The following is a 24,906-nucleotide window of genomic DNA, read 5'->3' on the forward strand; positions in this document are numbered from 1 at the left end:
ATGCTGCTGATCCTCAACGGCCCCAACCTCAACCGCCTGGGCCTGCGCGAACCGGGCGTGTACGGCTCGCAGACCATCGAGGACCTGGAACGCCAGTGCGAGGCCTGGGGCGCGGAACTGGGTGAGGCCGTCACCTGCCGCCAGAGCAACTACGAGGGCCAGCTGCTGGAATGGATTCAGGAGGCGCAGGAGCAGGGCTTTGCCGGTATCGTGATCAATCCCGGTGCACTGACCCACTACAGCTACGCCCTGCGCGACGCCATCGCCGGGCAGCCGCTGCCGGTGGTGGAGGTGCACATCAGCAACGTGGACGCCCGCGAGGAATTCCGGCACCGGTCGGTGACGGCAGCCGTGTGCCGGGGCAAGATCAGCGGCCTGGGCTTCTTAGGGTACCGCCTTGCCATGGAGTACCTGACCGAGGGGACAGGCACGTGAGCTGGCAGCCCTACGCCGCGCAGCCGGACAGCACCGTGACCGGGACGCTGCTGCAGTGGGAGGGGGTGGGCGACACCAACCACGCCGCCCGCACGATTCTGGCCTGGCTGCCGCCCTTCTACGCAGCGCAGCCGGACAGGCGCTACCCGGTGGTCTACTTTCACGACGGCCAGAATGTGTTCGACGCGGCCACCAGCTACAACACCAGCGAGTGGGGCGCCGACGAGACGCTGACCGCGCTGGCGGCAGAGGGGCTGGACGCCATTGCCATCGGCATTCCCAACGGGGACGAGCGGCGCTATCACGAGTACAGCCCGGTGCGCCACCCCGGATTTCCACCGGAAGTGGCGGGCGGCGGGGGCGGAGACGATTACCTCAGCTTTCTGATCGACACGGTCAAGCCGCTGGTGGACGACCACCTGCGAACCCGGCCGGACGCCGCCCACACATCGCTGATCGGCTCCAGCATGGGCGGCCTGATCAGCCTGCATGCCCTGCTGACCCGCCCCGAGATCTTCGGCGGCGCGGGCGTGATGAGCCCCGCCTTCTGGGCCTGCGACGGCGAGGCGTTCGGGCGCGTGCGGAACAGGCCGCCCATCACAGGCCGGGTCTGGCTGGACATCGGCGGCAAGGAAGGCACCGATCACCCGGAACAGCAGCAGGCGTACTGGGACGACGCCCACGCCATGCGCGATCTGCTGCTGGAAACGGGTCTGGGCGAACGGCTGCGCTTTCAGGCAGACCCGGAAGGCATTCACCGCGAGACCGCCTGGAAGGCGCGGCTGCCGAATGCCCTGCGGTTCCTGCTGGGCAGTTAAGCCCGGCTGCCAACCCGTCACGGTGCCGGGCTGAGGTTCTGGCCCGATCTCTTTTCTTCACCGGTCGTCCAAAAAGCCTGCCCCTGTTTGCCCACGTTGCTACACTGCACTGCGCGAAGGATGGCCGGGCAGCACCTGGGAGGCCAGCGGGAAAGGAGGCGGGCCGTGAATCACGCTTACGTGGATGCCAGCTGGCATGAACTGCCCGACGGTTCCGGCGTGGGCGGCTGGGGGCTGGTGCTGCGGACACCCGGCAGCCTGCCGCAACGGTTCCAGGGCCAGCTGGACGCTCCCGATAACAACGCTGCGGAACTGCGTGCCGTGCTGGAAGCCGTGCGGCTGGCCCCGGGCCATGAATCTCTGAGCGTATTTACCGACAACCAGGCGGTGATCGCCGCCGTCTCACGCGGGCGGGGGGGCGGCCACCTGGCCGAACTGGCCCGCGAGGTGATGGACGAGGCCGAGGCCCGCGGGGTGAACCTGCGGGTGGGTTACGTGCCGCGCACCCGGCGGCACATGCTCTCGGCACACGCCCTGGCCAACGACGCGCGGCGCGGGGGCGGCACACCCAGTCTGGAGCTGACCCAGGCCGACGTGCTGATCGAGCAGCGCCCGGCCCTGTCTGAGGCCCGCGTGAGCCTGCGCCGCAGCGGCGAGCGGGTCACGGCGCACGTGACCCTCGATCCACTGTCGGACGTGCCGCCCAGCGCCCAGGCCCTGCTGGCCGCAGTGGAGCTGGCCCAGCCCGGCGAATCGCTGCTGGTGCGCCGCGCCAGCAAGGTGGCGCAGGCCCTGTGGCAGCGCCCCGAACGTGCCCTGCGCCCCGCCGCCCATGCCCGGCTGCTCAGCGCCCGGCAGTCGGCGGAGGCCTCGGGGGTGCAGGTGGAGTTCCTGGGGGTGGGCTAGGGGGCGGGCTGGGTCTCGGAGCCGAACTGATGTGCAGAAACGAGACAGCGCTTTTCGGCAGCCGTTCTCCTCAGCCGTTAGACTGGGCGCATGACGGGGCCAAAGAAAGGATCACGGGGACGCGCCCCAAAGCGCAACACGGCGCAGGGACGCGGCGGAGTCACGCGCGACACGGTCAAGCCGGCGCGGGAGCGCACAACCTCGCGCGGCAGCGAAGTCGAGACGACGGGCAGCGGCAAGGCAGGCAGCCGCACCGGACCCTCCAGGACATCAGGGGGCCGGACAACACCGGGCGAGCGGCGCTCCGGCGCAGCAAAAACCTCCACCAATCCGGCGCGGCGCGGGCCGGGCGAGCGGGCAGTGGGCGAGCGCAGCGCGGGTGGCCGGGGGGCCGACAGCGGGGGCGAACGCAAGGAGGGCGCCGCCGGGCGCACCTTCAAGCCTGCCCCCGGGCGCAAGCCGCCGCCCAAGCTGGGCCGCAAGCCCCTGCCCGAGCTCAAGCGGGTACAGCTGGACGCGCCGCCACCCGACACGGTGTTTCTGGACCGCGACGGCGAGCGGCTGACCTTTCCCGACAGCAACCTCAAGCGGGCCGCCGCCGCGCTCCTGAGTGAGAAGAAAAAGGCGTGGCGCTACCGCCCGTTTCCATTCCCGCTGTTCACCGACAGCGGCAACGAGACGGCCTTCCACTTCGACTTCTACGTGTACGACTACGAGGACAGCGTGATTCGCCTGCTGCTGGTGGTGCCCTTTGAGTCGCGCGAGGTCTGGGACAAGGTGGGCCGGTTCAAACGGCAGTACCCGATGTACGACTACGAACTGTGGACGCCCGAGAAACTGGCGCGACTCAGCGGCCCGCGCGGACGCCTGGAGTTCTAGGCCCGGGCGGCCATGCCGCCCCCCGCCGGAACTTTAAGGAAGTGCTCAAGCCAGCATACAGACGCCGGGCATCCGGTCTGGTAGCGTTTCCAGAGAGGGGCGGACGACAGAGGCACCAACCTGTCGTCTTCCCTATTCTTAAATCATGTTCAGGCCTGGAGTACGTGTCCACCGGCACCTCATACGGTGCCGAGGGTCCTCCAGGACCCTCTCAAGGAGTTCTGCACACTATGCCAACCACCGAAAAGCCTGCCACCACCGTTCGAATGCGTCCCGGCACCCCCTATCCGTTGGGGGCCACCTGGGACGGCAAGGGCACCAATTTTGCGCTGTACAGCGAGAATGCCAGCGGCGTGGAGCTGTGCCTGTTCGATGACGCGGGCCAGGAAACCCGGTACGGGCTGACCGAGCAGACTGCCTTCGTGTGGCACGGCTACCTGCCCAATATCGCGCCGGGGCAGAAGTACGGCTACCGCGTCCACGGCGAGTACGCCCCCGAACGCGGCCTGCGGTTCAACCCCAATGTGGTCCTGCTGGATCCCTACGCCAAGGCCCTGAGCGGCACCGAGGAGTTCGACGAGGGCGTGTTCGGCTACGTGCCGGGCGGCGAGGACACGGTGATGCAGACCGAGGACCAGCGCGGCGCGCCGCTGGGCGTCGTGATCGATCCGGTGTTCAACTGGGTGGGCGACAGCAAGCCCAACATCCCCTTTCACCAGTCGGTGATCTACGAGGCCCACGTCAAGGGCCTGACCATGACCCATCCGGACATTCCCGAGGCGCTGCGCGGCACCTATGCGGGCGTGGCCACCGAGCCGATGCTGACCTACCTCAAGGATCTGGGCATCACCGCCATCGAGTTTCTGCCGGTGCACCAGCATCTGGACGATCCCTTCTTGCTGGATAAGGGGCTGACCAACTACTGGGGCTACAGCACGCTGTCCTTCTTTGCGCCGGACGTGCGCTACTCCGCCGAGGCCCGCAAGGGTAACCCCTCGGGCGCGGTGGCCGAGTTCAAGAACATGGTGCGCGCCCTGCATGACGCCGGCATCGAGGTGATTCTGGACGTGGTGTACAACCACACCGCCGAAGGCAACCACATGGGGCCGACGCTGAGCTTCAAGGGCATCGACAACCCCACCTACTACCGGCTGGTGGCCGAGGATCCGCGCTTCTACTTCGACTACACCGGCACCGGCAACAGCCTGAACGTGCGCCATCCACAGACGCTGCAACTGATCATGGACAGCCTGCGCTACTGGGTCACCGAGATGCGCGTGGACGGCTTCCGCTTCGATCTGGCCTCCACGCTGGCACGCGGCCTGCACGAGGTTGATCAGCTCTCGGGCTTCTTCACCATCATTCACCAGGACCCGATCATCAGTCAGGTCAAGCTGATCGCCGAGCCGTGGGACGTGGGCGAGGGCGGCTATCAGGTGGGCAACTTCCCGGTCAACTGGGCCGAGTGGAACGGCATCTACCGCGACGACATACGCGCCTTCTGGAAGGGCGAGGGCGGGCTGGCTTCCGAGATCGGCTACCGCCTGACCGGGAGCAGTGACCTGTACCAGAACGACGGGCGCGCGCCCTACGCCAGCATCAACTTTGTGACCGCGCACGACGGCTTTACCCTGCGCGACAGCGTGACCTACGAGCAGAAGCACAACGACGCCAACGGCGAGGGCAACAACGACGGCCACAACCACAACATCAGCTGGAACTGCGGTGTGGAGGGCGAGACCGAGGACGCCGCCATCAACGCCCTGCGCTCGCAGCAGCAGCGCAACTTCCTGGCGACGCTACTGCTGGGCCAGGGCACCCCGATGCTGCTGGGCGGCGATGAGCTGGGGCGCACCCAGGGCGGCAACAACAACGCCTACTGCCAGGACAACGAGATCAGCTGGTACGACTGGGCCAATGTGGACGAGGCATTGCTGGCCTTTACCCGGAAGGTGATCGCCCTGCGCAAGGCCCACCCTTCACTGCACCGCCGCAAGTTCTTCAGCGGGCGCAACATTCGCGGTGAGGAAGTGCGCGACGTCGTGTGGCTGCGCTTCGACGGCCAGGAGATGACCGACGCCGACTGGAACAACAACCAGACCCAGAGCCTGGGCCTGTTCCTGGATGGGGACGGCTTGGACGACGTGGACGCCGAGGGCAATCCGTTGCACGACGACGATCTGCTGCTGCTGCTGAGCAGTTCCTACGTGGACCTGCCCTTCCGCCTGCCGGACTTGGACAGCTGCGACACCTGGCAACTATTGCTCGACACCACCGACGACGCAGCTGAGGAGCAGATCAGGACCGGTGAGGAAACCACCCTCAAGGCCCGGAGTGTGAAGCTGTACCGCTGCGTGCGCGGCTAGGTTCAAGTTTTTCATCAGGCATTCAAAGGGACGCTTAACGCAGAACATGCGCTGGCGTCCCTCTGCACTGTTCTTATGGCAAGGAAAGCCCTGGCCTGCCCCGGGAGCGTCTACATCCTGGAGTGCAGACCAGTGAGGAAGGAGCAAGTTATGACCACCCCATCTTCGGATCAAGCTGAGACCCCCAAGCCGCCCACCTCTGTCCACCATGACGCCCCCGAGACCCGGCTGGGGGCGCACCTGCTGCCCGGCGGGGAAAGCACCCGTTTTCGCCTGTGGACCACAACTGCCGCGCAGGCACAGGTCAAGGTCAATGGCACCATGCATGCCATGAACGATGTGGGGGACGGCTTTTTTGAGGTGATCTTGCCCGTCGGCGCCGGCTCACGCTACCTGTTCGTGCTGGACGGCCGTGAACTGCCTGATCCCTACGCCCGCTTTCTGCCGGACGGCGTGCATGGCGAGGCCGAGGTGGACCATCCGGACACGTACACTTGGCAGAACACTGGATGGAGCGGGCTGTCGCTGTCCGACTGTGTGTTCTACGAAATGCATATCGGCACCTTCACCCCGGAGGGCACCTACCGCGCCGCGCAGGAGCGGCTGCCCTACCTCAAGGACCTGGGCATCACCGCCATTCAGCTGATGCCGCTCGCCGCCTATGACGGCGAGCGCGGCTGGGGCTACGACGGGGTGGCGCTGTACGCCCCACACGCCCCCTACGGGCGGCCCGAGGACCTGATGGCGCTGATTGACGCCGCGCACGGGCTGGGGCTGGGGGTGTTTCTGGACGTGGTGTACAACCACTTTGGCCCGGCAGGCAACTACCTGTCGGCCTACAGCCCCACCTACTTCACCGAACGCTTCAGCAGCGCGTGGGGCATGGGCCTGGATTACGCCGAGGTCCACATGCGCCGCTACGTGACCGGCAACGCGCTGATGTGGCTCGACGAGTACCGTTTTGACGGCCTGCGTCTGGACGCCACCGCCGCCATGCAGGACGACAGTCCGGTGCACATCCTCAAGGAACTGGCGACAGAGGTGCATGAATTGGGTGGGACCCACCTGCTTCTCGCCGAAGACCACCGCAACGAGCCGGGCCTGATTCTGGAAGACGGCTTGGACGGCATCTGGGTGGACGACTTTCACCACGAGGTACGCGTGACCCTCACTGGAGAGCAGGAGGGGTATTACGGCGGCTTCCAGGGCAGCGCCTCCGAGCTGGCACACGTGCTCAACCGGGGCTGGAAGTACGAGGGGCAGTTCTGGTCCGTGACCGGCGAGGAGCACGCACGCGGCAAATCGTCGGATGGGCTGGAGGCGCCGAGCTTCGTGTACTGCATCCAGAACCATGACCAGATCGGCAACCGCGCTGTCGGGGACCGCCTTCAGCAGCACGCGGACGTCAGCATTCAGCAATTCCGGGGCGCATCCACGCTGCTCCTGACGTTGCCAATGACACCACTGCTGTTTCAGGGGCAGGAATGGGCCGCCGAGACACCGTTTCCCTTCTTCAGTGACCATGCCGGGGAACTGGGCCAGCTGGTGACCGAGGGGCGCAAGAAGGAGTTCGCGTACTTCAGCGATTTCACGCATCTGGAAGTACCGGACCCGCAGGCCCGCAGCACCTTTGAAAGTGCCAAGATAGACTGGACTGAGAAGGAAGGCGGCGAGCACGCCCAGACACTGGCCCTGTATCAGACCCTGCTGAGGCTGCGCCGCGAGGACCCTGTCCTGCAACACCGTTCGCGCCAGTACCTGACGGCAGGCAGTGAGGGCGAACTGCTGTGGGTGCGCCAGTGCAACCCGGCAGGCGAGCGCGTGCTGCTGTGGAACGTTGGCCAGGACGCGGTGCAGGTGGGCGGCCTGAGACTGCCCCACCCCCTGCCCACCCGCGTGGTTCTCCACTCCGAGCAGATCGGCGCCGCGCCGCGAGAGCTGAGCGTCCTGAACCCCGGCGAGGCCGTTCTACTGGGTGACGCATGACCAGCACTGTCCCACAGGCCGGCGCGAAAGGGCGGCCCACCAGCGCCCACCTCCCTTCGTCGACCTACCGCCTGCAACTGAACCGCGACTTCGATTTCGCCGACGCCCGCAAGATTCTGCCGTATCTGGCACGGCTGGGCGTGTCCGACGTGTATCTCTCGCCCATCTGGGCCAGCACGCCGGGCAGCCCGCACGGCTATGACGTGACCGATCACTCTGTGGTCAACCCCGAGCTGGGCGGCCTGGAGGGGCTGAAAAAGTTCTCGGCGCGGGCGCGGGAACTGGGGCTGGGCATCGTGGTGGACTTCGTGCCCAACCACATGGGCATTCAGGGCGGCCACAACCCGTACTGGGAAGACGTATTGATGCACGGGCAGGCCAGCCGCTACGCCCACTTCTTTGACATCTCCTGGCAGCCGCTCAAGCGGGCGCTGGAGGGCAAGGTGCTGCTGCCGGTGCTGGGCGATCAGTACGGCCGGGTGCTGGAAAACGGCGAGTTGCGGCTGGAACACGCCGGGGGACAGTTTCGCCTGCGCTACTGGGAGCGCACGCTGCCGCTGTCGCCGCGCAGCATTGGCCTGGTGCTGGAAGCGGTGCGGGCGCACTTGCCGGCAGCCGCCTCCGAGGGCGTCCAGGCCGAACTCGCCAGCCTCTCACGCAGCATGGCCAGTCTGCCGCGCAGCACCTCGGAGGCCCTGACCGACGGGGACCGGATGGAACGCGCCCAGGAACTGCAGGTCATGACCCGGCGGCTGCGCACCCTGCTGGACACGTCCGCCGGGGTGCAGGCGGCGCTGGACGCCGCGCTGGAGGCCCTCAACGCCGACCCGGCACAGCTTGACCTCCTGATCACCGAGCAGAACTACCGCCTGGCGTTCTGGAAGGTGGCCGCCGAGGAGATCAACTACCGGCGCTTCTTCGACATCAACGATCTGGCCGCGCTGCGGATGGAAGACCCACGCGTGTTCGCTTGGGCGCACACCACCCTGTTCGAGCTGCTGCGGGATGGCATTATCCACGGCGTGCGGCTCGACCACACCGACGGCCTGTACGATCCCGCCGGGTACTTCCGGGCCTTGCAGACCGGGGCCGCCGGGGCGCTGGGCGTGGACTGGGATCCGGAGGCGGGCGGCCCGCTGCCGCTGTACGTGGTGGCCGAGAAGATTCTGGAGCCGGGGGAGTACCTGCCCAACGGCTGGGCGGTGTACGGCACCACCGGCTACGACTTCCTGGCCGAGCTGAACGGCGTGTTCGTGGATGCCAGCAACCAGGAGGAGATCAGCGCGGTGTACCGCCGCTTTACCGGCGACCGCCTGAGCTACGGTGACCACCTGTACCGGGGCAAGCAGCTGATTCAGCGCGTCAGCCTACCCGGCGAGGTCAATGTACTGACCGAATCGCTGGAGCGGCTGGGCGAGCTGGACCTGCGCTCGCGCGACTTCACCCTCTCGGCGCTGCGGCACGCCGTGCGCGAGGTGATCGCCACGTTCCCGGTGTACCGCACGTACCTGCGGGCCAACGGAGACCGCGAACCCGGCGACAACGCCAAGATTGCGCGGGCCGTGCGTGACGCCAAGATCCAGAACCGCCGCGAGGGCGGGCCGCTTGATCCCAGTGTCTTCGACTACCTGGAGTCGGTGCTGACCGTCAACGCACCCAGCGAGGCGACACGCGACGCCTACGCCGACTTTGCCCTGAGTTTTCAGCAGCTCACCGGCCCGGTGACGGCCAAGGGCGCGGAGGACACCGCGTTCTACCGCTATGCCCGCCTGCTGTCCCTCAACGAGGTGGGCGGCGATCCGGCGCACTTCGGCACCCGACTGAAAGATTTCCACCAGGCCGCCGGGGAACGGGCGCGGCGCTGGCCCCACGCCATGCTGTCGGGCAGCACCCACGACACCAAACGCGGCGAGGACACCCGCGCCCGCATCAGCGTGATCAGCGAGCTGCCGCAGGCGTGGGGGGCTTTTGTGCGCCGCTGGGCCGCGCCCATCCTGAAACTGAGCCAGGAGCAGGAGCTGGGGCTGGCCCCCAGCCCCCTGGACGCCTACGTCCTGCTGCAAACCGCGCTGGGCGCCTACCCGCTGGACGGCAACCTGAATGGTTTCGCGGATCGCCTGAGCGCCTACATGCTCAAGGCCAGCCGCGAGGCCAAGCTGCGGACGAGCTGGGCCGCCCCCGATGAGGAATACGAGGCGGCGCTGGACAGTTTCGTGCGTGGCCTGATGGCCGACAGCGGATTTGCCGCCGCCCTGCGAGACCTGCATGTGCTGGTCAGCCCCTACGGCGCGCAGAACGGGTTGAGCGCCACGCTGGCCCGCCTGACTGCCCCCGGCGTCCCCGATACCTACCAGGGCTCGGAGGGCTGGAACCAGAGCCTGGTGGACCCCGACAACCGCCGGCCGGTGGACTACCCCGCGCTGACCCGCCGCCTGACCCGGCTGGAAAAGACCGCGGGCCTGCCGCACGCCCGCAGGCTGCTGGACCGCTACGAGGATGGCGGCGTCAAGACGCTGGTGACCTGGGCTGCCCTGCAGGCCCGCGTTGCCCACCCCGAGCTGTTCGGGGCCGGCACCTACCGCCCCATCGACGCCGGACGGCACCTGCTGGCGTTCGCCCGCGAACATGGGGATGAGCTGGCGGTGACGGTGGCCCCCCGCCTGACGCTGACGCTGACCCGACAGGCCGTGCCCTGGGCCCTGGGCGGGACCTGGGGAACACGCCAGCTCACGCTGCCGGGCTCTGGCACCTTTGAGAATGTGCTGACCGGCGAGCGCTTCCAGGTGCGCGGCGGCAGGATCCCCGTGGCCAAGGTGCTGGAGGAGTTTCCGCTGGCGCTGCTGATCAGGCGCTAGGTCAGGGGTGGAGAGGGGCGAGGCGTGGAACCAGTGCCTCGCCCTTTTCCCGTACCTCTCAGTGCCCACCGCCATACACTTCGGTTTCCAGCCCTGGAAATGCCGCCCGCAGTTCGCCGACCAGTCGCCGCAGTCCCCAATTCTCGGTGCGGCGATGGCCCAGCGCGATCACGCCCATTCCCCGTGCCCGGGCCGCTGCCGAGGCTGAGGTTCGCAGCTGCCCGGTCAGATACACCCGCACCCCCTGCTCCGCAACATGTTCGATCAGGCCAGGAGTCATGGCGTTCATCAGGGCCAGTCGCAGCGGGCCGGAAGCGTCGGCGGGCGGCCAGGCGCTGTCCTCTCCGCCCAGTTCGGCGTGCAAGGCGGCAAGCAACTCGCCCCAGCCCTCCTGTGGCGGCGTGGCCGTGATGCCTTTCAGCTGTTCCTGCCAGACCACTTCCCGCACCTCCCGCCAGCCCAGCACGCGGGCCAGACGGTGGTTCGGTCCCGTCGTCAGGGCCAGATCGAAGCCGTCATGGACGCCCAGGACGCCCAGGCCGGGCCACCTCTCGCCCACCCGCAGAGAGCGGTGCAGAAACAGCGCGTCGGCGTCCAGCGCAGGCGGCAAATCGGCAGGCTCAAGGGCCAGGGCCAGCCTGCGAACCTCCTGCGGCCCGCCGCGCTTGAGCGGTGCCGGCTCGTCAAATTCGGCGCGCAGCCACCCGGCCAGCGCGTGCAGGGTGGGGGTCAGTGCATCCTCCGAGCGTTCAGGGTTCACACTTCGGTTGCTTTGCGCCACCCTTCCAGGGCATGCACACGAGATGGTTCAGGGCATCGACAGAGGCTCAGAGTTGAGACGCAGCTGTTTCGCACATCCTTGCCGGGCCTGCCCACCATAAATGGAGGCGGCCCCGCAACACTGCCAGGGCCACCTTCAGAGGCAAAGCTACTTCTCGTCGTCCGACTTCTCTTCCTTGCCGTCGTAGTCCACGCCCTTCCAGCCGCCCGGATCGACAAAGCCCGCTGAGGAATCCCGCTCAACGTTGGCGTCCACAGACTCCTGCGACATATGGGCTCCTTGCTCTACCTTCGCCCCGCGCGGGGTCTCGCCCCGGACAGCGGTGCGCTGCTTGTCGGTCATGTCAGTGCTGAAGGTGGGATTTTCAGGCTTTTTAGAATCAGTCATGCCCCAGCCTGTCCCGGACAGCCCCCCAGGGCGTGAGAAAAGAGAAAACAGCAGCAGGCACAGCGTGAATGGTTTCTTCAGACCACCGGAGGCGGCGAACGCGGACTACGGCTGCCAACGTGCTGGGGCGGCTGCCTAAAGAGCACAGACCTGCCCCAGCCGAAACCGGTCAGCTCTGGCGGCTTGTCGCCGCCGTTTCGCCTCGCGACCGCACCGCCTGCAGTCCTTTCTCGAAACGCCCCACCGCCCCGTCGACGTCCGCCAGTTTGTCCAGTCCGAACAGGCCGATGCGGAAAGTCTTGAAGTCCGGCCCTTCACCCACCTGCAGCGGCACGCCCGCCGCGATCTGCAGGCCCGCCTCGCGGAACGCCTTACCACTCTGGATGGCGTCTACATCGGTATAGCTGACCACCACACCGGGCGCTTCGAAACCTTCGGCGGCCACGCTTGAAAAGCCGGCCTCTTTCAGAACGCTGCGGACGCGGTTGCCCAGACTCCACTGCGCGTCCTGCGCCCGCCCGAAGCCGAAGGCCTTCATCTCCAGCACGGTGTCGCGGAACTGGCGCAGGCCATCGGTGGGCAGGGTGGCGTGGTACGCGAAGCCGCCGCCCTCGTAGGCGCGCATGATGTTCAGCCACTTCTTGAGGTCCAGCGTGAAGCTCACCGAGTCGGTGGCGTCCACCCGCACAGTTGCCGCGGCGCTCAGCAGCGCGATTCCGGCGCAGGGCGTGCTGCTCCAGCCCTTCTGCGGCGCGGTGATCAGGACGTCGATGCCGAGATCTGTCATGTCCAGCCACACGCAGCCGGAAGCGATGCAGTCGATGACCAGCAGGCCGCCAATCTCGTGCGTGGCCTGCGCCATCTGACGAATGTACTCCTCCGGCAGGATGATGCCCGACGAGGTTTCCACATGCGGCGCGAAGACCAGCGCGGGTTTCTCGCGGCGGATGGCCTCCACCACCTCCCCGATGGGCGGCGGCGCAAACGGCTCCTGAGGCCCCTGCACCTGCGTTTGCGCGCTCAGGACGGTCACCGCTTCCGGCACGCGGCTCATCTCGAAGATCTGGGACCAGCGGTAACTGAACCAGCCGTTGCGAACCACCAGGCAGCGCTGCCCCGGCGCAAGCTGGTCCACCACCGCCTCCATGGCGGACGTGCCGGACCCCGGAATGATCGCCACGGCGTCGGCGTGGTACACGGCCTTCAACTCACGGGACAGGTCATTCATCACCTCCTGAAAGGCGGCGGACATGTGGTTGAGCGAACGGTCCGTGTACACCACCGAGTATTCCAGCAGGCCGTTGGGGTCGATGTCGGGGCGAAGTGGGGGCATGGCGTCTCCTTGGAATGGGGGAAAAATAGAGTGAAAGAAAATGCTTCCACTTCGAAGTATGACCCAAAAGTGGAAGCGGACGTCCCGTTCCCAGCCTCAGACTTGCGCCCTGGGCCAGGCAAAGCACCTCAGAACTGCGCCAACACGCCTTCCAACCGTTCCTTCTGTGCGCCGAAGTCCTGCACGCGGCGTTTCTCCTCCTCGATCACCTCGGCGGGGGCGCGGGCCACGAACCCCTCGTTGTTCAGCTTGCCCTGCGCCTGCTTGATCTGCTTGTCCAGCTCCGCGAGCCTTTTCTTCTGCTTGCCCAGCCACTCGGCAATGTCCACCGTGCCTTCCAGTGGGGCGCGGACAGTCACGCCGCCCTCCACGGCAGACAGGGTGCGGCCCTCCAGCGCGGTCACCAGTTTCACGCGGGCGATGCTCTCCACCACCCTTGTATTGGCGGCCACCGTTGCGGCCTGCTCGCCCTCCACCACCACGCCCAGACGGTCCTGTGGCGACAGGCCCAGTTCATTCTTGAGGCTGCGGGCGGCGGCCACTGCGTCGCGCAGGCCACCAAAGGTGCGGTTGGCCTCCGCGTCGTGCAGGGCGTCCACCGGCTGCGGCCAGCTGTGCAGTGCCAGCTGGCGGCGGTGGCCCAGCGCAGCGTAGACCTCGGAGGTAATGAACGGCATAAAGGGGTGCAGCAGCTTCAGGATATGCTCCAGCACGGCCTTGAGCGTGGCCATGCTGCCCAGCCGGCCCTCGGCCAGCGCGGGCTTGGCGGCCTCGATGTACCAGTCGCAGAACTCGTCCCAGGTAAACGAATACAGCGTGCGAATCGCTGCGCCCAGATCGAAGGCGTCCAGTTGCCCGCTCACCTCAGCAGTCACGGCATTCAGGCGGCTGATGATCCAGCGGTCCGCCGGGGTCAGGTCGCCACGGGCCACCAATTGCAGCAGCACCTCCTTGCTCCTCAGTGCCGCACTGACCGTGTCGGGCATCAGGCTGCGGACGTAGGTGGTCAGGTCATCGTCGCCTTCCAGTCCTGGCATGGCCTCGCCCAGACGCATCAGCGCAAAGCGGGACGCGTTCCACAGCTTGTTGGCAAAGTTGCGTCCCTGCTCGAACCGCCGGGCGTCGTGGCGGATGTCCTGTCCGCCGGTACTCAGGAAGGCAAAGGCAAAGCGGCAGGCGTCCACGCCGTACTGCTCGAACAGTTCCAGGGGATCGATGCCGTTGCCCTTGCTCTTGGACATCTTCTGGCCCTTGGCGTCCAGGTACAGGCCATGCAGCATCACCGTGTCAAACGGGGCCTGCCCGGTCAGCCCGTACCCGGCCATCTGCATCCGCGCCACCCAGAAAAACAGGATGTCGTAGCCGGTGACCAGCACCTGCGTCGGGTAGAACTTGCGGAAGTCCTCGCTGTCGGTATCGGGCCAGCCCAGGGTGGAAAAGGGCCACAGGTTCGAGGAAAACCAGGTGTCAAACACGTCCGGGTCACGGCGCAGTTCCAGGTGCGCGTAGCGGGGGTCCTGATCGCAATCCAGCTCCGGGTTCTCGGGATCGGGCACGTAGATGTTGCCGTCCGCGTCGTACCACGCCGGAATCTGGTGGCCCCACCACAGCTGCCGGGAGATGTTCCAGTCGCGGATGTTCTCCAGCCAGTCACGGTTGACCTTGCCGTAGCGCTCCGGCACCAGCCGCATGTCCCCGGCGTCCAGCCCGGCGAGGACCTGATCTGCGAAGGGTTTCATGTGCACGAACCACTGCGTGCTGATGATCGGCTCCACCGGCACCTTCGTCCGCTCGGACAGGCCGATGGCGGTGTCGTGGTCCTTTTCCTCCAGCAGGTCGCCAGAGTCGATCAGCGCCTTGACCACTGCTTTCCGCGCCGCAAAACGCTCCAGGCCCCGGAAGGATTCCGGCACCAGATCCGAGGTGAGATTGCCTTCCAGATCAATCACGCTGGGGCGGCTCAATCCGTGGCGCTCGCCGATCTCGAAGTCGGTGGGATCATGCGCCGGGGTGATCTTGAGCGCGCCCACGCCAAAGTCCATTTCCACGGCAGCGTCAGCGATGATCGGAATGAAGCGGTCTGTGAGGGGAATCCGGGCTTTCTGCCCCACCAGATGCGTGAAGCGCCCGTCTTCGGGATGCACCGCAATCGCCTGATCGGCGAAGATCGTTTCGGGGCGCACGGTGGCGATCAGAATCTCACCCGCCTCGCCGTTGCTGGGAGCGGCCTGCGAGTTCTCCAGCTTGTAGGACAGCGTGGTCATCTTACCCTTGCGGACCTCGCGGTCAATTTCCAGTTCGGACAGGGTGGTCTGCGCGGCCACGTCCCAGTTGACGATGCGCTCGCCCCGGTACGCGGCTCCGTCGTGGTACAGCCGCACGAACTGGGCACGGACGGCCCGCGAGAGGCCCTCGTCCATTGTGAAGCGCTCGCGGGTCCAGTCGGCGCTGACGCCCAGCCGCGTGAGCTGGTCCAGAATAATCCCCCCAAAATTGGCTTTCCATTCCCACACGTTGTCCAGAAAGCGCTCGCGGCCCAGATCGTGGCGGGACACGCCCTGCTCGCGCAGTTGACGCTCCACCAGCACCTGCGTGGAAATCCCGGCGTGGTCCATGCCCGGCAGGTACAGCGCCTCAAAGCCCGCCATGCGCTTGTAACGGATCAGGGTATCGATCAGCGTGTTGTCCAGCGCGTGGCCCAGGTGCAGGTTGCCTGTCACGTTGGGCGGCGGAATCACGATGGTGAACGGCTCCCGGCCACTCGTGGCGTCGGCGCGGAACGGTTCGCTGCGCCAGCGGGCCGCCCAGCCCGGCTCGATGGCCGAGGGGTCAAACTGCTTGGCCAGGATGGAGTCGTTCTCGGGCATCAGCGTTTCGGGGGTGGATTCTGGCAGTTCAGTCATGGGCGGGTCTCCTGAAGAGGGGGAGTAGCATCGGAATGCAGAAACGGCAGGGCGGCGTCCATCTCCCAGTCCAGACCGGGGGCGCTCAGCGCGGCCCAGCGGTAGGCGAAAACGTGTCCGTCGGCGGGATGGGTCCAGGCGTCGGGCAGGCCGGGCGGGGCGACAAAGGCGTAGGCGTGACAAACCTGACGGGTGAAGCGCTCTGGAAGCTGCGCCTCCCAGCGGTAAGAGACGAGGTGGCGTGGGCAACGGAGCGAAAGGCCCGATTCCTCGAACAGTTCGCGCACGGCAGTATCGGCTGGCGTTTCGCCTGGTTCGGTGCCCCCTGCTGGAAGTTGCACCCCCGCATCCGGCACATCCGCATGGTCAAAGACAAGAAGGGACGAGCCACGCACGACGAGACACAGCACCTTCTCGCGTAAGCCCAGCCGCTCCGCATCCTGCCGCGCGACCGCCTGATTGTCGTAAAACGTGACCACTACCCCCTCCCCACCTAAGAAACGAAAAAACGCCCCGTCCGCCAGGCTCTCACCTGTGCGCGGACGAGACGTCAGAAAAGACAGGTCCCGTGGTACCACCGCAATTCCCACCTGCATGGCGGGCGCTCTGAACGCGCTGTGGCGGGCGCACCCGGACGGGTCTACTCACCGCTCACGCGGCTTCTTCCGTCTTGCTCGCGGGCGACTTTCTCCGGCTGCGTTCCCGTCCAGCTTCTCAGTCAAGCGCTGGACTTCCTGTGGGCGCATTTGCACGGGTACTCCTCCCGGTCACTGCCCCGCCAGTATACGCGGCGGCGGGGCCAGGGAGAGCGGCAGACCGGCTTAATGCGGGTCCGCATCCGCCGCATCCGGCCTGCCCCCGGCCCGCCCCAGCAGCGGCAGCGCGGGCAACCGCACCAGCGCGGCCAGGGCCAGGGCCGAGCGCACCCCCAGCACGTTGCCCAGCACCCCGAACACCGGACCGAAGGTAACCTGTCCCAGCGCGTCGGCCTGCGAGGCGATGGAGTTGACGGTGGCGCGGGAGGCTGGATTCAACCCCCGGTTGATCCACGCGTCGTACAGTGGCGAGTACAGCCCGCGCAGCACGCCGTGAACCACCAGTGCCAGCGCCGCCCAGCCGAAGCCGGGAGCATAGGCGAAGGCCAGCAGCGCCGCCGCGCTGAGACCCAGCACCCAGCGCAGCGCCAGCGAGGCCGCCTGCGCGTCCGCCGGATTGATGCGGCGGCGCAGCGGTTCGGTCACGCCCAGGCCGACAACCTGAACGGTCAGCGCCAGCACAATGAACCAGTTCGCGGCGCTCAGGCCACCGGGCAGCCCCACCTCCACGACCAGCAGGAAGTCGTTCAGGCGGTCCAGCGCCTCGCTGCTCGCGCCGTACAGCAGGGCCGTCAGCATCAGCAGGGTCAGCACGCAGCTGGCACGGACCTCACGTACCCCCCGGCGCAGCGTCTCCGACAGCGCAGCCCAGGTCTGCTGTTCCCCACGTGGGGCTGGAGAAAAGCCGTTCTCGGGCATCCGCAGCCACAGGTAAAGGCCAAGAACGAGGGCCACCACGCCGCCCACCAGAATCGGAATGTGCAGGTCCAATATGGCGAGCGCCGCCGTCGCCACAATCCCGGCAATCCCCGCCGCCCGCCCGTACTGGCTGCCCAGCAGGTACAGGTGTGCAGCCTGGTCCTCGCCCACTTCATCCGCCAGCCACGCCTGTTGCGCGCCGCTGAGAAAGGTGTAGCCCGCCGCCGAGACGATCTGGGTCAGCAGCAGCGCCGGGAACACCGGAAAGGCCGCCACCAGCAGCATGGCCGCGCCCAGGCACACGCACCCCAGAATTACCGAGCGGCGGCGAGAGTACACATCAGCCATCACGCCCGTCGGCACTTCCAACATGAAGGCGGCTCCCTCCAGCGCCGCGCCGATCAGCAGCAGTTGCAGCGGGTCCAGCCCCGCCACGGTCACGAAATACAACCCTTGCAGCGTGTAGGCCAGGGCAAAGGCGAACGACAGGCCCGCCGACAGCGTCAGATAGACCCGCGTGGGGTCACTTGTTTTCAACATGTTTTTTCCTGGGTGTCAACAGCCCGGTCTGGTCATGGGGACAGCCGCGCCTCCTGTGGATCATGGGCGCAGATTCTTGACGTGGTGGGTCAGAGGGCTGTTGACATGGATGGATTACCCCAGGGTTGAGGCTGAAATCAGTGTAGGCCCAGGGCCTGCGCCGCGCCTCCGCCAGGTGGCCCATGCAAAGGCGGCGGCCCCATAGGAACCGCCGCTCAGTTTTTTAGAAACCTGGGCCGCTCAGTTGCGGCAGCGGATGTCCTGGCCAAAGTACTGGCCGCTGATCTTGGCGTAGGTGCCGTTGTTCAGCGACTTGTCCAGCGCCGAGTTCAACTCCTTGAGCAGGCTGCTGTTCCCCTTCTTGACGGCCATGGCAATGCTTTCCTTGAACAGCAGCGCGCCCTGCTTGACCTTGCCCTTCTGGGCCTTGACCAGATCGATGCCGGTGAACTTGTCACCCACCCAGGCGTCCACGCGGCCCGACATCAGCGCGGCCTGGGCGTCGGTGTCCTTGGGGAAGGTCTTGATGTCGCCCACGCCAGCCACCTTGCGGACATTTTCCAGGTAGGTGGTGCCCACCTGCACGGCCACCGATTTGCCGGCCAGATCGGCGGCGGTCATGGGGCCACCGGGCTTGGCGACGATGGCGCCCCCGGTGCAGTAGTGGGGGTTGGAGAAATCCACGGCCTTGGCCCGCTGCGGCGTGATGCCGTGGCTGGCGATCACGAAGTCGTAGCGGTCCTGGTTCAGGCCGATCAGCAGGTTGTCGAAAGGCTGGGTGGCCCACTCCACCTTCAGGCCCAATTCCTTGGCCAGCGCCTCGGCCAGCGTGACTTCAAAGCCGGTCAGCTTCTTGCCTTCCAGCACGTTAAAGGGCGGAAATGCGCCCTCGGTGGCGATCTTGATGGTGCCGCTCTGCTTGATCTCATCCCAGCTGCGGGCCTGGGCGGTGGTGGCGAGAAGGGCAAGGGCGGTCAGGGTCAGGATGGCTCGTTTCATGTGAACTCCTTTGTCGTGCTGAATCCAGCGCCCTGAGCAGACGCCAGACATGTGATTGATGAACGGCATTGTAACGTCCAGGGCAGGGTCCGGCACGACGGCGGCCCACACCCTAGACTGCCCCATGCGAATTGTTATTGTCGGCGGCGTGGCCGCTGGAATGAGTGCGGCCAGCCGCGCCGTGCGGCACAATCCAGCGGCGGACGTGGTGGTGTTCGAGCGCGGCGGGTACATCAGCTACGGCGCGTGTGGCCTGCCTTACGTGCTGGGCGGCGATGTGGACAGCTTCGATGACCTGATCGCCCGCACACCGGACCAGATGCGCGCCCGTGGCATCGGCGTCCGGCTGCGCCACGAGGTGACCGGCGTGGACGCCAGCGGCGGAACGGTGACGGTGGTGGACCGGGACTCCGGACGCAGCGCCGTGGAGCCCTTCGACAAACTGCTACTCGCCACCGGAGTCTCGGCCGTCCGCCCCGACTGGGCTAGGACGGACCTGGGCGGCGTCCATGTCCTGCGCGACATTCCCGACGGACAGGCGATTGAGGCCAGCCTCCAGACGGCCAGACGTGCCGTGATCATCGGCGGCGGCTACATCGGGCTGGAGATGGCCGAGACGCTGATCTGCCGGGGCCTGAGCGTGGTGATCGTAGAACAGGCCCCCGACGTGGCGGGCCGCATGCTGGACCGCGAGTACCAGCGGCGGGTCCGCGCCGAGCTGGAAAGCAACGGCGTAGACGTGCGTTGCGGCACCACCGTCGAGAGCCTGACCGGCAAGGACGGGCACGTCACAGGGGTGCAGACCACCGAAGGCCTGATTCGCGGCGACCTGGTGATCGTGGCCGTGGGCGTGCGTCCCAACACGGGGCTGGCCTGCGCTGCCGGGGCACGCATCGGCAAGACCGGGGCAGTGGCCGTCAACGTCCGCCAGGAAACCAGCGTGCCGGGCGTGTACTCGGCGGGCGACAACACCGAGTCCACCCACCGGGTCACCCGCCGAAAGGTGCATATCCCGCTGGGGCTGACCGCCAACCGCATGGGCCGGATCGCCGGGGTCAACATGGCCGGCGGCGACGCCACCTTTCCCGGCGTGGTGGGCAGCGGCATCTTCAAGACCTTTGCCCTGGGCGTGGCCCGCACCGGCCTGACCCAGACCGAGGCCGACGCGCTGGGCCTGGACGCCGTGAGCGTGGACGTCAGCAGCACCGATCACGCCGGGTACTACGCCACCGCCAAGCCCATCCACGTGCGCCTGACCGCCGAGCGCAGCACGGGCCGCCTGCTGGGCACACAGCTGGTCTGCCAGAACCACGAGAGCGTCAAGCGGGTGGACGTCGTGGCTGCCCTGCTGCATGGGCGCGGCCGGGTGCAGGACCTGTTCGAGACGGACCTGTCGTATGCCCCGCCCTTCTCGGGGGTGTGGGACGTGCTGCTGGTGGCCGCCGACCGCCTGAGCCGCGAACTGCACATCAAACGCGAGGGCCAGGAGGGCTGAACGCGGGCCGGGCCTTCCGCCCGGCCCCGCCCGGATGACCTGCCCGCCGTCCGCGTCCTCCCATCCCGAACCACGGGCGGGTCCGGCGCGGATAATGCGCCCAATGAGGGCATGGCGCAGATGGGACCGCAACGAGCAGCTGGGCATTTTGAACGGCTGGGGCGTTTTCGTGGGCGACGGTTTTCTCAACGTGACAGTGGTGGTGGCCGGGTTCGCCTCCAAGCTGGGCGCGCCCAATTGGGTGATCGGCCTGCTGCCTGCCATCGCCGGGGGCGGGTGGATGTTGCCGCAACTGCTGGTGGCCGCGCGCGTCCGCAGCCTGCCCCATAAGCTGCCGGTGTACCGCTCGGCAGCCACGATCCGTACCCTGACCTACCTGTCGATGGCCCTGATCGCCGCGTTCCTGGCCGATCAGCCCGCGCTGTGCCTGACGCTGTTCGTGCTGGCGATGCTGATCAATTCCCTGGCCTCCGGTGTGGCCGGGCTGCCGTTCCTGGAAGTGGTCAGCAAGACGGTCAGCACCGAGCGCCGCCCGCGCTTTTTCGGCACGCGCAACCTGTACGGCGGGCTGCTGGCCTTCGGGGCGGGGCTGCTGGTGCGCTGGATTCTGGGCTCAGGGCTGGAGTTTCCCCTCAATTACGCCCTGATCTTCGCCCTGGGGACGGCGGCCTACACCTTCGGCTACTGGATCTTTGGGCGGGTGCAGGAGCCGCCGGACCCCCCGCAAGAGGCGCACGGCTACCGCGCCGAGTTCCGCGCCATTCCCGAAACGCTGCGCGACCCGCACTTCCGGGCCTTTTTGACCGTGCGCCTGCTGCTGGCCGGGGCGAGCATGAGCGATCCATTTCTTGCGGTGTACGCCCTACGCGTGCTGGACTTCCCGCCCGCCATCCTGGGGGCCTTCGTGATGGCGCTGACCGGGGCGGCCCCGCTGTCGAACATCGTGTGGCAGCGCGTGGCCGAGCGCAAGGGTTCGCGGCGGATCATCCGCTACGCCTCGGTGTTTTACGGGCTGGCCCCGCTGTACGCCGCCCTGGTGGGGCTGCTGGGGCTGGGCAAATGGGCGTACCTGGGCGTGTTCCTGCTGACCAGCGTGGCCGCGCAGGGCTTTAACCTGGGCCACACCAACCACCTACTGAACATCGCGCCGGCTGGTGCCCGCAGCCGCTACATCGGCACGCTGAACACGCTGGTGGGCGCGGCCCTGTTCACGCCCGTGCTGGGCGGATTGATCGCGGACCGCTTCGGCTACCTTCCGGTCTTTGCCATCAGCCTGCTGCTGTGCGCCGCCGCGTTCTGGCAGTGCGGCAAGCTGCGGCGGGACGCCTGATACGGGCTCCGATTGAATCGTTTGCAAAACGATGAAAATCCGAGCGAAGCGAGAACAAGTAGAACGGGTTCCGGGAGTGGAGTTAACAAACCGGGAGGGCGCCGGTTTGCCAACTCCACTCCCGGAACCCGTATGAGCCAGGGGTTTGCAGCTGCCGTGAGATTGAACATCTCCTGGGTCTGTCGGGTGTCCCGGATTGCAAGCCTGCCCCTCACGCCCAGGCCGCGCCGCGCATTACGCTGAGGTGTGCCTGAACTCCGCTCCCTCCGCATGCTGCTTCCGGCGCTGCTGCTGACCCTGTCGGTGGCGGAAGCCAGCCCGGCCAGCGACCTGTTCCGCGCGGCGACCGACCAGGTCACGCGCGGGTACTACGGCTGGTCTACAGCGGACCTCAAGGCGTTGAACGAGAAATACGACGCCCTGCTGCGCGTCCGGTGTTCGGAGCAGGGCGAGGCCTGCCCCTACGACACGGGCCGCGAGGTGCTCAAAGACCTGTTCAAGGAGTTTGGCGACGCCCACACCAATGTCCGCGACCCGGAAGCGGCGGTGCGGCTGCGCGAGGTCACGCAGGACCTGGCTGTTCAGCGCACGGGGGCGCGGGTGGTGCGGGTGGAGGGCGGCCTGCTGGTGGTGTCGATCATGCCCGGCAGCCCCGCCGAGGCCGAGGGCCTGCGCGTGTTTGATCTGCTGACCACTGTAAATGGCCAGGCGGCGGGCAAGCGCGGCGACGAGAATGCCCCGGCCGGTCCCAACGAGTTTGTCCGGCTGGAGCGGGAAGGCCGGCCTATTCGCGTGACCGTCCGGCGGCCCGCGCTGCCGGACCAGGCCCTCAGCCTCAGCACCCGCCCCCTGCTGGCCCGCGACGTGCCTACCCTGTCCTGGGCGGGGGCGGATGGCCGGGTGGCGGTGATCTCCTACCCCACCTTCCTGCCCAGCGACGCCTCCACCCTGTTTCTGGAGCGGCTGAACGAGGCGCAGGCGGCGGGCGCACGCGGGCTGATCGTGGACCTGCGCTACAACGGCGGCGGCAGCCTGACCGAGTGCGTGGCCGCCGCCAGCATCTTTGCTCCGGTGGAGTACCAGTCGCAGACCCGCTACAACGGCAAACTGTCGACCTACAGCTACACCGGCGTGAACGGCACGCGGGGCCACTTTCTCAACCTGAAAACCGTGCCGCCGGGCAGCGCGGCCTGGAAGGGACCGGCCGCCGTCCTGGTGGGACCGAACACCGCGTCCTGCGCCGAGGTGTTCGCGTATTACGCCCAGCGGGCCGGGGCCACCGTCGTGGGCGAGAAGACCCGTGGCGTGGGCAACAGCGGCGTGGTCTTCGGTGCCCTGCCCGACGGCGGCGTGGTGTCGGTGACGGTTCTACGCGCCTTTAATGAGCGCGGCGAGGCCCTGCCGGAGGCCATCACGCCGGATGTGCTGGTTCCCGGCGACATTCCGGCGCTGACCGGCGAGGGCCGCGACGTGACGCTGGAGGCGGCCCTGCAGGCACTGGAACTGAAGGCGGCGAAGTAAAAAACCATCGTCCAGGGCTGCGCGAAATTAGGCGAGGCGGGGCTCCGTATCTGATGCCCTGGTAGCACCAGATTCCCCTCCCTGTTCAGTCAGAAGCGCCGCAGCCTGCCGGCAGGGCCGACACGACCTTCAGACCTCGCCTCCGTACTCGCCGCGTGCCGGGTAATCCTTGTCCAGGGCGTATTGAACCGCGCCCAGCAGATCGGCGAACGGGGGGCGGGCAAACGGCATGGTCTGGACCGAGCCGTAGTACAGCGTGCCGTCGGGACGAACCAGAAAAACGCCAGGTTCGCTGAACAGCCCAGGCTCTTCGAGGCCGGTCGAGGTGACGCCGCGTGAAGCGCTGATGTACAGGCCCCAGCGCCGCGCCGTGTCCAGACCCAGGTCATATCCGAACTCGATGCCTTTCGCCCCCACCTTCTCGGCCATCTTGCGGGCGCGCTCCTCGCCGTCACTGCTGATGGCGACGACCCGCACGCCATGCTCGGCGTATTTGTCGGCCAGACGTTCCAGTTCCAGCAGATACTTGACGCAGATTGGACAGTGCAGGCCGCGGTAAAACACGATGAGATCAAAGTTCTTCCCAGCATTGCTGCCAGGGGTGTAACGCCCGCCCGACACCAGCGGCACGTCCAGCGCTGGGACGCTCTGACGGGGCATCAGGACGGCGGGGGTGATTGGCTCAGCAAAAGATGTCATGTAGTGATTACATCAGTGTTGAAAGCAAAGCAACAGCCCTCTGGCCCACCTTTCATTCGGGCTTTAACGCGAACACCGCCACTTCTGGCTCGCACAGGCTGCGTAGCGGCACCCCACTCAGGCCCAGGCCCCGGCTGATATAGGCGGGCGTGCCGTGTGCCCCCGTGACCCAACCCATCGCGTAGCGCTGGCCGTAACGGCTGGGTACCACCGGCGCCCCAATCAACGGCAGGCGGATCTGGCCGCCGTGGGTGTGGCCGCACAGCGTCAGGCCGATGCCCGGCGTCAGGTCCGGCAGCAGATCGGGATTGTGACTGACCAGCAGTGTGGCGCCCCCGCCCGGCTTCCCGGCGAGGGCGGCCCGCAGATCGACCTCGCCTTCCCACAGATCATCCACCCCGGCCAGGTACAGGTCCTCCCGCACCGCACGGCCCTGGTTACGCAGGATGGTCACGCCCGCCTCCCCGTAGGCCACGCGCAGGCGCTCACGCCGCTGCGGCCAGTCGTCTCGGGCCGGGCCATAGTGCGGGCTGTGGTACTTGCCGACGCTGCCGTAGTCATGGTTGCCCCACACGCCGTACACGCCCAGCGGGGCCTTCAGCCGGCGCAGTTCGGCCAGCAGACCGGCGGGCGGCTCGTCGGCGCGGTAGTCCATCTGGTCACCACCCAGCACGATCAGGTCCGGGCGGGCGGCGTTGGCAGCGTCTACCCAGGCGCGGACGCTGCCCCCGTAGATAAACAGGCCGTAATGCAGATCGGTCAGGAAGGCCACCCGCAGCGGCCGGGTCAAGCCGGGCAGCGCGTGGGTGTGGCGCGTCATGCCGAAGCGGTAGGCCTGCGCCGCGCCCACACCTCCCAGCAGCCCCACCCCCAGACCGCCGCCCGCCAGCCCGCGCAGCACGCGGCGGCGGGTCAGGATGGGGCCTCGCAGACGGGACGCAGACATGGCCCGCAGCCTACCCCCCCGGCGGGGGCAGTGCCTCCCCAAAAGGATGCAGAACAGGTCCGGCCCGGGCGCTAGACTGCCACAGATGAGCTCCGACACCGACTACCTGCTTGTGATTGATGTACTGGACGAGGACGCGGGTCTGGCCGATGTGGAGGACACGCGGGGCCGCACCTTCCAGCTGCCCGCCGAGTGGCTGCCCGGCGCGGCGGA

At 67.2% G+C, this 24,906-nt stretch carries 20 protein-coding genes (1 of these 20 running past the window's edge); 11 read left to right on the top strand and 9 right to left on the bottom strand.

Features of this window, described 5'->3' with window-relative positions:
- From aroQ to treY, 7 genes are all read left to right on the top strand, one after another.
- Positions 1-435 (top strand): type II 3-dehydroquinate dehydratase, encoded by a 435-nt coding sequence (aroQ, locus tag IEY31_RS00110; protein ID WP_188967816.1) that lies wholly within the window; start codon positions 1-3, stop codon positions 433-435.
- The gene (locus IEY31_RS00115) at positions 432-1,253 is read left to right on the top strand and encodes an alpha/beta hydrolase (protein WP_188967818.1); all 822 of its coding nucleotides are present in this window, start codon (positions 432-434) and stop codon (positions 1,251-1,253) included. Before aroQ ends, IEY31_RS00115 begins: the two co-directional genes overlap by 4 nt.
- 165 nt (positions 1,254-1,418) lie before the next feature.
- Positions 1,419-2,159 carry a reverse transcriptase-like protein gene (locus tag IEY31_RS00120; RefSeq protein WP_188967820.1) on the top strand — a complete coding sequence of 247 codons (741 nt, stop codon included), beginning with the start codon at positions 1,419-1,421 and terminating at the stop codon, positions 2,157-2,159.
- Positions 2,160-2,249: 90 nt separating this feature from the next.
- Positions 2,250-3,038 carry a hypothetical protein gene (locus IEY31_RS00125; RefSeq protein WP_188967822.1) on the top strand — a complete coding sequence of 263 codons (789 nt, stop codon included), beginning with the start codon at positions 2,250-2,252 and terminating at the stop codon, positions 3,036-3,038.
- Between the two features lie 230 nt (positions 3,039-3,268).
- Entirely contained in the window at positions 3,269-5,404 is a 2,136-nt protein-coding gene (glgX, locus tag IEY31_RS00130) for a glycogen debranching protein GlgX (RefSeq protein WP_229723213.1), read from the top strand.
- 150 nt (positions 5,405-5,554) lie between these two features.
- On the top strand, positions 5,555-7,390 hold the full coding sequence (gene treZ / locus IEY31_RS00135; RefSeq protein WP_188967824.1) for a malto-oligosyltrehalose trehalohydrolase: 1,836 nt from the start codon (positions 5,555-5,557) through the stop codon (positions 7,388-7,390).
- Positions 7,387-10,245, top strand: a complete 2,859-nt coding sequence (treY, locus tag IEY31_RS00140) for a malto-oligosyltrehalose synthase (RefSeq protein WP_188967827.1) — start codon at positions 7,387-7,389, stop codon at positions 10,243-10,245. Before treZ ends, treY begins: the two co-directional genes overlap by 4 nt.
- A gap of 58 nt (positions 10,246-10,303) precedes the next feature.
- On the opposite strand, the gene IEY31_RS00145 is transcribed toward treY, so the two are convergent.
- The 7 genes from IEY31_RS00145 to IEY31_RS00175 form a co-directional block, all read right to left on the bottom strand.
- A complete protein-coding gene (locus IEY31_RS00145) occupies positions 10,304-11,005 on the bottom strand; it encodes a Nif3-like dinuclear metal center hexameric protein (protein WP_229723214.1) in 702 nt (233 codons plus the stop codon).
- 168 nt (positions 11,006-11,173) lie between these two features.
- Positions 11,174-11,413, bottom strand: coding sequence for a hypothetical protein (locus IEY31_RS00150; RefSeq protein WP_188967829.1), 240 nt, complete (start codon positions 11,411-11,413; stop codon positions 11,174-11,176).
- 169 nt (positions 11,414-11,582) lie between these two features.
- Positions 11,583-12,746 carry an aminotransferase class V-fold PLP-dependent enzyme gene (locus IEY31_RS00155; protein WP_188967831.1) on the bottom strand — a complete coding sequence of 388 codons (1,164 nt, stop codon included), beginning with the start codon at positions 12,744-12,746 and terminating at the stop codon, positions 11,583-11,585.
- Between the two features lie 128 nt (positions 12,747-12,874).
- Positions 12,875-15,649, bottom strand: a complete 2,775-nt coding sequence (locus IEY31_RS00160) for a valine--tRNA ligase (protein WP_188967833.1) — start codon at positions 15,647-15,649, stop codon at positions 12,875-12,877.
- Positions 15,646-16,128 carry an NUDIX hydrolase gene (locus IEY31_RS00165; RefSeq protein ID WP_229723215.1) on the bottom strand — a complete coding sequence of 161 codons (483 nt, stop codon included), beginning with the start codon at positions 16,126-16,128 and terminating at the stop codon, positions 15,646-15,648. The genes IEY31_RS00160 and IEY31_RS00165 overlap by 4 nt, the downstream gene beginning before the upstream one ends.
- A 342-nt stretch (positions 16,129-16,470) precedes the next feature.
- On the bottom strand, positions 16,471-17,703 hold the full coding sequence (locus IEY31_RS00170) for an MFS transporter (RefSeq protein ID WP_188967837.1): 1,233 nt from the start codon (positions 17,701-17,703) through the stop codon (positions 16,471-16,473).
- 240 nt (positions 17,704-17,943) lie between these two features.
- Positions 17,944-18,702, bottom strand: coding sequence for an ABC transporter substrate-binding protein (locus tag IEY31_RS00175; RefSeq protein ID WP_188967839.1), 759 nt, complete (start codon positions 18,700-18,702; stop codon positions 17,944-17,946).
- A gap of 124 nt (positions 18,703-18,826) precedes the next feature.
- On the opposite strand from IEY31_RS00175, the gene IEY31_RS00180 reads away from it, so the two are divergent.
- The 3 genes from IEY31_RS00180 (at position 18,827) to IEY31_RS00190 (ending at position 23,048) form a co-directional block, all read left to right on the top strand.
- Positions 18,827-20,197, top strand: a complete 1,371-nt coding sequence (locus IEY31_RS00180; RefSeq protein WP_188967841.1) for an FAD-dependent oxidoreductase — start codon at positions 18,827-18,829, stop codon at positions 20,195-20,197.
- Positions 20,198-20,300: 103 nt separating this feature from the next.
- On the top strand, positions 20,301-21,527 hold the full coding sequence (locus IEY31_RS00185) for an MFS transporter (RefSeq protein WP_188967843.1): 1,227 nt from the start codon (positions 20,301-20,303) through the stop codon (positions 21,525-21,527).
- 246 nt (positions 21,528-21,773) lie between these two features.
- Positions 21,774-23,048, top strand: coding sequence for a S41 family peptidase (locus tag IEY31_RS00190; RefSeq protein WP_229723216.1), 1,275 nt, complete (start codon positions 21,774-21,776; stop codon positions 23,046-23,048).
- Between the two features lie 129 nt (positions 23,049-23,177).
- Here the strand turns inward: IEY31_RS00190 and IEY31_RS00195 are convergent, their stop codons facing one another.
- Positions 23,178-23,747 (bottom strand): peroxiredoxin-like family protein, encoded by a 570-nt coding sequence (locus IEY31_RS00195; protein ID WP_188967845.1) that lies wholly within the window; start codon positions 23,745-23,747, stop codon positions 23,178-23,180.
- Between the two features lie 52 nt (positions 23,748-23,799).
- Positions 23,800-24,693, bottom strand: coding sequence for a metallophosphoesterase (locus IEY31_RS00200; protein WP_188967847.1), 894 nt, complete (start codon positions 24,691-24,693; stop codon positions 23,800-23,802).
- An 85-nt stretch (positions 24,694-24,778) separates the two neighbouring features.
- Here IEY31_RS00200 and IEY31_RS00205 point away from each other — a divergent pair, with 85 nt between their 5' ends.
- Positions 24,779-24,906: the beginning of a hypothetical protein gene (locus tag IEY31_RS00205; RefSeq protein ID WP_188967849.1), read on the top strand. 139 nt of this gene lie beyond the right edge of the window; only the first 128 of its 267 coding nucleotides appear in the window; it begins with the start codon at positions 24,779-24,781; the stop codon falls past the right edge of the window.

Source organism: Deinococcus aerolatus (assembly GCF_014647055.1).
Taxonomy (GTDB): domain Bacteria; phylum Deinococcota; class Deinococci; order Deinococcales; family Deinococcaceae; genus Deinococcus; species Deinococcus aerolatus.

Excerpts from the sequence above, each read along its gene's own strand:
- IEY31_RS00155 (WP_188967831.1), bottom strand. The coding sequence starts at position 12,746 with ATGCCCCCACTTCGCCCCGACATCGACCCCAACGGCCTGCTGGAATAC.
- treZ (WP_188967824.1), top strand. The coding sequence starts at position 5,555 with ATGACCACCCCATCTTCGGATCAAGCTGAGACCCCCAAGCCGCCCACC.
- IEY31_RS00125 (WP_188967822.1), top strand. The coding sequence starts at position 2,250 with ATGACGGGGCCAAAGAAAGGATCACGGGGACGCGCCCCAAAGCGCAAC.
- treY (WP_188967827.1), top strand. The coding sequence starts at position 7,387 with ATGACCAGCACTGTCCCACAGGCCGGCGCGAAAGGGCGGCCCACCAGC.
- IEY31_RS00195 (WP_188967845.1), bottom strand. The coding sequence starts at position 23,747 with ATGACATCTTTTGCTGAGCCAATCACCCCCGCCGTCCTGATGCCCCGT.
- IEY31_RS00150 (WP_188967829.1), bottom strand. The coding sequence starts at position 11,413 with ATGACTGATTCTAAAAAGCCTGAAAATCCCACCTTCAGCACTGACATG.
- IEY31_RS00170 (WP_188967837.1), bottom strand. The coding sequence starts at position 17,703 with ATGTTGAAAACAAGTGACCCCACGCGGGTCTATCTGACGCTGTCGGCG.
- IEY31_RS00200 (WP_188967847.1), bottom strand. The coding sequence starts at position 24,693 with ATGTCTGCGTCCCGTCTGCGAGGCCCCATCCTGACCCGCCGCCGCGTG.
- IEY31_RS00180 (WP_188967841.1), top strand. The coding sequence starts at position 18,827 with ATGCGAATTGTTATTGTCGGCGGCGTGGCCGCTGGAATGAGTGCGGCC.
- IEY31_RS00160 (WP_188967833.1), bottom strand. The coding sequence starts at position 15,649 with ATGACTGAACTGCCAGAATCCACCCCCGAAACGCTGATGCCCGAGAAC.
- IEY31_RS00175 (WP_188967839.1), bottom strand. The coding sequence starts at position 18,702 with ATGAAACGAGCCATCCTGACCCTGACCGCCCTTGCCCTTCTCGCCACC.
- IEY31_RS00185 (WP_188967843.1), top strand. The coding sequence starts at position 20,301 with ATGAGGGCATGGCGCAGATGGGACCGCAACGAGCAGCTGGGCATTTTG.
- glgX (WP_229723213.1), top strand. The coding sequence starts at position 3,269 with ATGCCAACCACCGAAAAGCCTGCCACCACCGTTCGAATGCGTCCCGGC.
- aroQ (WP_188967816.1), top strand. The coding sequence starts at position 1 with ATGCTGCTGATCCTCAACGGCCCCAACCTCAACCGCCTGGGCCTGCGC.